The 9,001-nt window shown below is 46.9% G+C and carries 12 protein-coding genes and 1 riboswitch; all 12 genes read right to left on the reverse strand.

Translation table 11 applies throughout. The annotated features are described in order from the left end of the window. Positions 1–80: 80 nt before the first annotated feature. Positions 81–638, reverse strand: a complete 558-nt coding sequence (locus tag N4310_RS06060) for a folate family ECF transporter S component (RefSeq protein ID WP_179923688.1) — start codon at positions 636–638, stop codon at positions 81–83. Between the two features lie 33 nt (positions 639–671). Next, a riboswitch (THF riboswitch) is annotated at positions 672–762 on the reverse strand. A gap of 112 nt (positions 763–874) precedes the next feature. After that, entirely contained in the window at positions 875–2,065 is a 1,191-nt protein-coding gene (locus N4310_RS06065; RefSeq protein ID WP_160332734.1) for an acetate kinase, read from the reverse strand. A gap of 61 nt (positions 2,066–2,126) precedes the next feature. Then, a complete protein-coding gene (locus tag N4310_RS06070) occupies positions 2,127–3,062 on the reverse strand; it encodes a class I SAM-dependent methyltransferase (protein WP_262092473.1) in 936 nt (311 codons plus the stop codon). 33 nt (positions 3,063–3,095) lie between these two features. Beyond that, positions 3,096–3,410 (reverse strand): competence type IV pilus minor pilin ComGG, encoded by a 315-nt coding sequence (gene comGG / locus N4310_RS06075; RefSeq protein ID WP_262092475.1) that lies wholly within the window; start codon positions 3,408–3,410, stop codon positions 3,096–3,098. Then, positions 3,400–3,849 carry a competence type IV pilus minor pilin ComGF gene (comGF, locus tag N4310_RS06080; RefSeq protein ID WP_179923686.1) on the reverse strand — a complete coding sequence of 150 codons (450 nt, stop codon included), beginning with the start codon at positions 3,847–3,849 and terminating at the stop codon, positions 3,400–3,402. The genes comGG and comGF overlap by 11 nt, the downstream gene beginning before the upstream one ends. Continuing rightward, a complete protein-coding gene (gene comGE, locus N4310_RS06085; RefSeq protein ID WP_262092476.1) occupies positions 3,821–4,114 on the reverse strand; it encodes a competence type IV pilus minor pilin ComGE in 294 nt (97 codons plus the stop codon). The genes comGF and comGE overlap by 29 nt, the downstream gene beginning before the upstream one ends. Continuing rightward, entirely contained in the window at positions 4,086–4,505 is a 420-nt protein-coding gene (comGD, locus tag N4310_RS06090) for a competence type IV pilus minor pilin ComGD (protein WP_262092478.1), read from the reverse strand. Before comGD ends, comGE begins: the two co-directional genes overlap by 29 nt. Further along, the gene (gene comGC / locus N4310_RS06095; protein WP_262092480.1) at positions 4,480–4,797 is read right to left on the reverse strand and encodes a competence type IV pilus major pilin ComGC; all 318 of its coding nucleotides are present in this window, start codon (positions 4,795–4,797) and stop codon (positions 4,480–4,482) included. Before comGC ends, comGD begins: the two co-directional genes overlap by 26 nt. Then, positions 4,794–5,753 (reverse strand): competence type IV pilus assembly protein ComGB, encoded by a 960-nt coding sequence (gene comGB / locus N4310_RS06100; protein WP_262092482.1) that lies wholly within the window; start codon positions 5,751–5,753, stop codon positions 4,794–4,796. Before comGB ends, comGC begins: the two co-directional genes overlap by 4 nt. Beyond that, a complete protein-coding gene (gene comGA, locus N4310_RS06105; RefSeq protein WP_262092483.1) occupies positions 5,728–6,699 on the reverse strand; it encodes a competence type IV pilus ATPase ComGA in 972 nt (323 codons plus the stop codon). The genes comGB and comGA overlap by 26 nt, the downstream gene beginning before the upstream one ends. Positions 6,700–6,773: 74 nt before the next feature. After that, the gene (locus N4310_RS06110; protein WP_262092485.1) at positions 6,774–7,769 is read right to left on the reverse strand and encodes a 2-hydroxyacid dehydrogenase; all 996 of its coding nucleotides are present in this window, start codon (positions 7,767–7,769) and stop codon (positions 6,774–6,776) included. A gap of 12 nt (positions 7,770–7,781) precedes the next feature. Next, entirely contained in the window at positions 7,782–8,834 is a 1,053-nt protein-coding gene (locus tag N4310_RS06115) for an AEC family transporter (protein ID WP_160332744.1), read from the reverse strand. Positions 8,835–9,001: the final 167 nt, after the last annotated feature.

Consider the following 9,001-nt stretch of genomic DNA (forward strand, 5'->3'; position numbering starts at 1 on the left):
ATTTGCATTGGTCTGATCTAAAATCTATTGTCCATAGAGAATGGCTTTTTTCAGATTTTGAATTTCAATGAGTATTAGTCTTATTTTTTCAAATGGTTCAAACGTGCAAACTCCGGAATCCGTTGAAGGAAGGGAAGAACAACCATAATCAACAGAACGCGGATTGGAATTTCCAGCACCTTATAGACCCGTGTTGCATAAAGGACAGCATAGGGAGTTTGGTAGTAGGTGTGAAGTAGGATAGGGGTCAATACAAAGGTCCCAATCCCCATGGTAATCACGGTCGCAAAAATGACATAAAGCCAGTCCTTCCAATTCTGGAAGCTCAACTTCTTGCCAAAGAAGAACAATCCGTACAGGAAGCCCTGCAAGGCCTCAACAACGGTAAAACCCCAAATAAAAGAATAACCTGTATTATTCAAGAAAAAGGCCAAAATATCATACAGAATGGCCACCAAGGCTGATAACCAGGGACCTGCAATAGATCCGATTAAGACCTTGGCAATAAAGGTCACACCAACCTGCAATTGGTTGGGGATAATCGAAATGGTGAATAGATCCAAGACATAGGTCAAGGCTATCAACATGGCAAGAGTCGCCAGCAATTGCGGACTCAATTTGGGAAATGAAAATTTCATAGGAAAGCTCCTTTCTTTCTGGAGCTGTCTAACGACAGCGGATGCAATAGTCTACCGCACCAATGGTTTCGTTGTGTGGCAACATCCCATCCACACACACTTAACGCAGACTACTTACTCTGTGCCTTACGGCCTTAACAGTATACCACATTTCAAGCCAGCCCTATGGAGAGACGTTCTCCGCTTACTAAAGAAGAGCAGTCGGCAAGCCGACTGGTCTTCTGATCTCTATCATATTAGGCTTTTAGACGCTCAACATCACGCGCAATCACCAATTCTTCATCGGTTGGTACAACTAGCACCTTGACTTTAGAATCAGCTGTTGAAATATCACCAACTGCACCAAAGACATTTTTACCAGGTTCCAGTTTCATACCGAACCAAGACAAGCCTTCAACAACAGCTTCCCGGACTTGATCCGAGTTTTCCCCGATACCCGCTGTGAAGATCAAAGCATCTGCTCCATTCAAAACAGCAAAGTACTGACCGATGAACTTCTTCAAACGATCTACCAACATGTCAAAAGCCAGAGTCATCTTAGCATCACCAGATGCACGACCAGCTTCAACATCCCGCATATCACTGGAAGCTTCTGCCACTCCAAGCACACCTGATTCCTTGTTCAACACATCAATTACATCTGCTGCATTCTCAAGCTCAGGCACTTGTGCCACCAAGTAAGGAATAATCGCTGGATCAATATCACCTGAACGAGTTCCCATCATTGGACCAGCCAAAGGTGTGAAGCCCATAGACGTATCCACTGACTTACCACCGTCAATAGCAGAAATCGAAATACCATTTCCGATATGAGCTGTAATCAGTTTCAAATCTTCAACGGGACGTCCCAACATTTCTGCAGCCTGACGCGAAACGTAATAATGAGAAGTTCCGTGTGCTCCATACTTCCGCACCTTATAATCTTGGTAATACTTCTCTGCAATTGGATAGCGATAAGCCACCTCTGGCAAAGTTGTATGGAAGGCTGTATCAAACACAGCTACACTTGTGATGTCTGGCAAAATTTCCTTGAAGGCACGAATTCCATCCACATTGGCTGGGTTATGCAAAGGTGCCAAACTCGCCAACTCTTCAATCTTAGCCAAAACCTCATCATCAATTAGAACAGAGTCTGTAAAGTACTCACCACCCGCAACAACACGGTGGCCCACACCTGTAATCTCAGCATAATCCTGGATGATCCCGAACTTCAACAGATCTTCCAACAACAGTTTCACGGCCTGCACATGATCTACAATATCCAAAGTCTGGCTTTCAGCCCGACCATCAAACTTAACAGTAGAAATAGAATCCTTGAGACCAATCCGCTCAATAATTCCCTTAGCAAGCACCTTTTCCTCTGGCATCGCATAAAGCTGCCATTTCAAACTCGAACTACCTGCATTAATCGCAATTGTCTTAGACATAAGCTACCCCTTTTTAAAGCGTTTACATCTTTAGTATATCAGAAAACCCACCAAAAAGCCCCTAATTTGACTCCAATTTTGCTTGAAAATCTCGAATTTCTTCCAGATTGCTCAAATCATTAAAAGCAAAAACAAATGGCGTCCCCTTCTGACCAGAAAACTTCCTGAACACAAAAAGACTTTTCGCATAGGACGGATTGGCAAAAATCTTTTCTGGTAAATGTACCAACATCACCAACTCGGTTGCCGTCTGAATCCACTCCTTCAAAAGCTCACTCTGCGGACTGGTCAACAATTGAGTAGGGGCCAAGAAAATCGCATAGCCATCCGACTCCAAATACTTAACCCCCTGCTCCATCAACAAATGATGGGCATAGGTATGTTCTTCCGGACTCGCCACCTGGAAACGACTGGCAATAACATCATCTGGATAATAACCAATTGGCAAATCACTAACCACTAAATCCTTTTGGAAAACTTGACTCCGCACTGCATCCCCTTGCGAAAAGGTTAGTCCCTCGGTCCCCAAAACCTCCGCAATACTAGCTGACAGCTCGACCAAAATATCATCCAATTCAACCCCAAGATAGTCTATAGCCTTCTGACTATGCAACAAAATGGTCTCAGCCAAATTCCCCATACCACTTCCCAACTCCAAAACGCTGAGGGAATCCTTGGAGAAGAGATGGTCAATCACCAAGGTAATTAAAAATCCCAAACTATCAGGAGTCGCTTGGTGATTGGGTTGCAAGGGTTCCGTTTGCTGCCCCTTCATCATCAAATACTGAAAAGTCCGCCGCCACTCCTCAGGCGTCAACTCCAACTGACGCACTTGCTGGTTATTTGACTCCAGTACCTGCCAATCTTCTACTGGCTGCAGATAGTTAACATTCTGCTCAATAATCGCCTCATAAAAGCCCGTCTTTAGCTGATTCTGAATGGTCTGGACATTCTCCAATAAAAGGCCAAAAGCCTGTTCAATCTTTTCAAAATTCATGTTCCTATGATAACACAAAAACAAGCAGCGGGGCTAGTCATGGGAAGGTGCTACAAAAGAAAAGTTGTAGGAGCGACCACCAGTCAAGTGAACATCAACCTCCCACCTTTTCCCCTCAACCTGGTAGCTGGCCTGCCCTTCTTGGAATTGCAGCTCCCCCTTCTTCCCCTTGCCCCGATCCCGACAATAAATAGCCAGGGCATAGGCCTGCTCCCGCTCCTGATAAGCTTGAAATAAACGCTCTTGGAACAGGTGCCGTTCCAAGTAGAGATTAAGAACCAGGCTAAAAACCGCTAAGAGCAACAAGGCATAGAGTAAAACCCCAGCCCGGACACGCTTAGTCCACACGATAGACCCACTCCCTTTCCTTCCCATCAGCCAGGACGGCCCGAAGTTGGACGAGACCGGATCGCTCCTCCACCTCCATCGACTGAACGCCAAACAAAAGCGTCTGGCTCCCCTGGTTCTGATTCCGCCCACCGGTCTTGCGAATTTCCGCTTGTTTGGGCCAATAGGCAATTTTTTGCCCCTTCCCCTTCTGATCCAAATAAATTTCATGATCACTGACCGCATCAAAATGCGCCTCCAGAAACTCTTGCTCCATATGAGCGGTAAAGAGCAGCCAATCCTGATTGGAAGCCCGCTCTTGGTAGCGAATATCCTGAAATAAAAGCAGGGTTAGAGCCTGGAACAGTAAGCAGGAACCACTGATGACCAAAAGGGCTACCAAGGCCTCCAGCAAGGTAAAGGCCTGTAACCTAGGGTGATAGAACATGTACTTGAACAAGAATCTCCTCCCCCTCCCTCACAGTCCAAACTCGATCCCCTCGCTCCACCTGAACATCCGCCCATTCACTCAAGCCGGCTTGCAAAGCCATGTGACCTTTTTGCAGCTGCTGCTCTCTGTGTAAAAGAGCTGCTTCCCTTTTTCGCGACTGCTGAATGGCTCCTACTAACAAAGCGGTCACCAGGCTAAAAATCCATAGAGCCACTAGGGACTCCAATAAAAGATAAGCCTTCAGACTATTCTTCTGTCCGCCGTAAAATCCCATTGCCAATCCTCGCTTGATAGTGAATCGTAGTCCCACTGGCCTGATCCCGAAAAACAATCCGAGACAAGCCTGTGTGATTGCCCTTGGCAGTTAAATCCAACTGAAACTGAGAGAGCAATTCCAAGCCTTCTGGAAGAACCAGCTCACCTTGCACTCCCTTAATCCGCTTTCCTTGAAAAGACAGCTGGGCAGGCTCCTGTCGCGCCCAGGCCAAGGTCTGGGACTCGGTATAAAAATGCTCAAAGCGAATATAAAAGAGATTCTTCTCAAAAGAGTGGTAAACCTCCCCCACCCCGACCGCCAACAGACTCACTAGAAAAAGCGTAATGCCAAGTGTTAGCAGGCTTTCCAAGAGCGTAAAAGCCTTAATCGGGCACGACCCGACTTTCACCACTATGTTTTTTGTAGTAGTCCCGATAAGCATCCGCCTGCTCCTTCGTAATTTGCTTCTCCGCCACCAACTGCCCTAGATTTGGAGCTCCACTATGATTGAGTTGGTAAATTTCCGCCTGGCTCTCTACCACCTTGACAATGGCTGCATTTCCCTTTTCCCGGACCACTTCTTTTTGCTGGACCAAATTCGGGACAAACAACAATAAGAGCACCGAGATGATAAGGATGACGACCAACATTTCTATTAGAGTAAAACCTTTTAGCATGGTCTGGGTGACTTTTTTTATCATAAGGGTACCTCCAAATTTTGATAAATCGGCAGCAACATAGCTGCATAGAGTAACAGAATCAAACAGGCTACGACCACAAAAACAAGCGGCTGAATCAAATCCATCAGTCGAAAAAGCCGATGAAAAAACTCTTCCCAGGTTTTCTTAGAATACAGAGCCAATTCCTGCCCCAAACGCGACTTAAATTCACCGTATTCAATCATCAAGGCCAACTCTGGTCGCAAAAAAGGATAGGTCCGAATCTGCTGGGCCAGGGACACCCCACCATTCAAGGCCTGATCCAGATCCGCCCCCAACTCAACCAAAAAAAACGACTCCTGCCCCCGCATCAGGCCCACAATCTCCGCCAGGGCCAAGCCCTGCCCAAAAAGACTGGCCCACTCACGCGCCAAACTAGCCGACAAATAAGCTTGGACGAAGCCACGTACACCAGGGCAAATCACCAACATCCGGAAAAAAACCAACCGTGGCTTGTGCCTATAGAAAGCTGCTAGACCTATAAAGACCAAAGCAAAACAAAGTCCAAAAGCTAGAAAAACCAAGGGAATCACCTGCACCATTTGAGTCCACTGATTGCCCTGGTCAATCTCCGGCAGCACATAAGACTGCAGGCCTACAATAATAACCATCAAAAAGCCTAAAAGTAACAAGGGATAGGTCCCCACCGCTACTAGCTTCCGCCGAACCTGGATCAGACTCTGCAGATGCCCCTCCAGCTGGGCCAAACTTTCCAAGATATTACCGTGCAGTTCAGCCAAAGCCAATTGACTCACAACTGTCCCCGAAAAGCCGAGCTGGCCTAAAATGCTGGAAAAGGCTTGGCCTGTCCGCATCCCTTGCCGCATCCGGTCAACCAAGACCTTGTCTAGAAGGCCACTATGATCCAAGAAATCCAAGGCTTCTCCCAAATGAAAGCCCGTCGCAAAGAGGTTATGGAAAAGTTGTACAATCTTCAACTCCTGCTGGAGCCCCAATGTATTCCGCCTGAGCTTGATCCTGGCTGATAACACCAGCCTCCAATAAATCGGTAACCTTTTGATTCCAACTAGTCGCTGGATGCTGGGCAAACTCTTTTTGGGCAACATCTACTAACCCCTTTCCTCCAATCAGGCGTTGGTAAGCCACCAGACGCAAGCTCTCTGCCAATTCTCCCGGCTCCACCTCTAGTTCTAATAAGCGGGCATAGACCCCTGGAATAGAGCGGGCATGGACGGTTGAAAAGATACTGATCCCTGTCAAGGCTGCTCGGATAACAGCCCGAGCGGTCTCTGTATCCCTGATTTCACCAATAATTAGGAGATCAGGGCGATGACGGAGGGAGAGCTTGATCAGATGGTCATAGGTCATGCCAATATCCTTGTTCAATTGCAGCTGTAAAAAAGCTGGATCCTTGATCTCGACCGGATCTTCAATGGTCAAAATCTGCCGCCCCTGAAAGCGAGTCTTGGCGAGCTGGTACATCAAGCTGGTCTTCCCACTCCCAACGGGCCCCGAAAAAAGATAGAGACCCCGTCCTTGAATAAACCGACTGAGTTGCTGGGGAGTCCAATCCCAGAAAGCTAAGGGCTGCTGGCCATCATAGAGAAGCCGAATCACCAGACTCTCCAAACCACGGTAATCGCCAACGGTCGACAGACGCAGGGATAAACAATCCTGTTCCAAGGCATAATCACAAGACCCAAGCTGACTCCGCCTCCGCTCCCCGACATTCATCCCAGCCGCAAACTTAAAATGTCCCAATAGAGCCTGGCCCTGGGCCAGACCCACCTCATCCAGCAAAACACGCTCTTCGCCCAGTCGCAGATAGATTGAATACCCCTCAACTTGAGGGACAATATAAACATCCTGAGCTCGCTCTTGGTGAGCCCTCCTCAAAATAGCCTGAGCCTTGCGTTCTACCATATCTCTCCTGCCTCCTCACTTGTTTATTCGCAAAGGACAAGGAAAAAGCCGTTGCAAGCAACGACTTTTTCCAACTATTCAATCTCGTTTTGACTCTGGCCTGTTTCCATAAATTCCTGCAGATTCTTGAAGCTAGTTTCAATCATATTAAGAGCAGCTTCATCTGTATAGGAACCAATATGCGGAGTAATCAAGACACGCGGATAGAGCTGAACCAGCTCCTCCACCAACGGATCGGGCAAGATTTGATCCCTCAAATCCTTGAAGAAGAAATCGCCTTCCCCCTCTAAAGTATCCAAACCAAGACCGGCCAATTTACCCGACCTAACCGCCTCCAGCAAGGCCTGGGCATCCTGCAACTCGCCACGCGCCGTATTGATCAAGAACGCGCCATCCTTCATCTTGGCGATAAAGTCGCGGGTGATAAAACGGCCCTGGGCCGGAATGTAGGGAGCATGGACACTGACAATGTCACTCTCACGCAAGAGCTCCTCCAGCGAAACTTGGCGGACAAGGTCATCCACCCCTTCTTTCGGAATTGCATCATAGGCCAAGACCTCTGCCCCCAAGCCCTTAAAGAGCTTGGCTGCGGTCAAACCAATCCGACCGATTCCAACTAATCCAACCTTGCAATTGCGAATCTCTCGGGAAAACATGCTGGCATCGACTCGGAAATCTTTCTGAGCCGTTTTTTGCACGGTATAGGCTGTGTTTCGCAGCAACATCATGGCTAAGGTCACAGCTAATTCCGCAATCGCATTAGGGGAGTAGAAGGGAACATAGGCTGTTTTGAGACCTAGCGCTCTAGCGTGGGCCACATCAATGTGGTTCACACCTACGGTCCGCGTCAAGACATAGTCCACACCCCATTCCTTGTAAAGATCCAGAACCTCCGCTGTCGCAAAACAGTTTCCGCGTAGGATGACTGCCTCATGCCCTTTTGCTAGGGCTGCAGTCTCCGGGGAGTTGAGATAGTCTGCTACCAAGGTCAATTCAAAGCCAAAGCTTTGATTGACCTGTTCAAAAATCGGAATTTCAACATCTCTGACACCATAACATAATACTTTCATACATCTATCCTCTTAGAAGAAGGCTTGCAGGCCGGCTCCAACAATAATCCAGAAGACAATTGCAACAATAGATAGAACGGTTCCCAAGAGGGACGCATTGCTGGCCAGCTGAGCCTCTTTGTCATATTTAATGGCATAGGCCACCGCTACGGTTGCTGGCGGGGTAGCCAGCATGATAATAATCGCCATGAAGGCTGGGTAGTCTAGGGAAACAACGGATTTCATGACTAGCATCAAAACCACAAAGATAGCTGGGACAACCACCAATTTCACCCCACTGTAGAGCCAAACGACACGGTCCTTCAAAGCCTCGCCCAGACTAATGTTACCAAGGGTCATCCCAATCGCCAACCAAGCCAAAGGCGAAGCTAGTTTAGAGAGGTAATCGACTGGTTTATAGAGCCAAGGGAGGGTCTTATCAATCCGTAGAATTCCAACTGTAATTTCTTGCATATCCTTGCTACCCTCATACAAGGGAACAGTCACTGTCATTTGCGGCATCGTTTTTTGGAAAACCCAAATCAAAAGACCAACAAAGGTCGCTAGGACAATCGGATTCAAGAAAATTTGTTTGAAATTTTTCTTCTCAAACTTGACCCCACTCATACGTACCAAACCGTAAGAATAAAGGAAAACCCGGTAGGCAATATTAAAGATATTAGCGTACAGGGCTCCCAGTGGACCAAGGAAACCATTAATAATCGGAATTCCAAAGAAGGTCGTAGAACCAAAAGTGGTCAAAACAGACAAGGTCGTTTGTTGATCCCCCTTAAACCGGAAAAACAAGCTCTCCCCCAGAATAATGAGAATCACATAAGCCACAAAACCAAAAACAAACACGGTCAAACCAGTGGTAAAGGTTTCGGGATTAATATTTTGCATAAAGGCTGAAAAGGCCAAGGCTGGAAGGGCAAAAGCCAAAACCACATCTGATAAAACCTTTCCGGCTTCTGGTCCAACAATATTGCGCTTTCGTGCAACATAGCCCAACAAAATAATAGCAATCGTTGAGAAAATGGCACTGAGAAAGGCATTGGACGTAATAATTTGAAACATCTTTTCCATCTAAAATCTCCTTTGTGAGGTTTTTTACAAACACTTATTATTATACCGGAAGGAGAGATGAGCTGCAAGATGTTTTGTGAAAAAAATATCAAAAGAGGCTGGGACAAAAGTCTAGCCTCTCTCTTTATGATTAGTAAAATACCTTTGACGCAGTAGTTGATTGGCAG

Source organism: Streptococcus danieliae, from assembly GCF_025447695.1.
Classification (GTDB): domain Bacteria; phylum Bacillota; class Bacilli; order Lactobacillales; family Streptococcaceae; genus Streptococcus; species Streptococcus danieliae.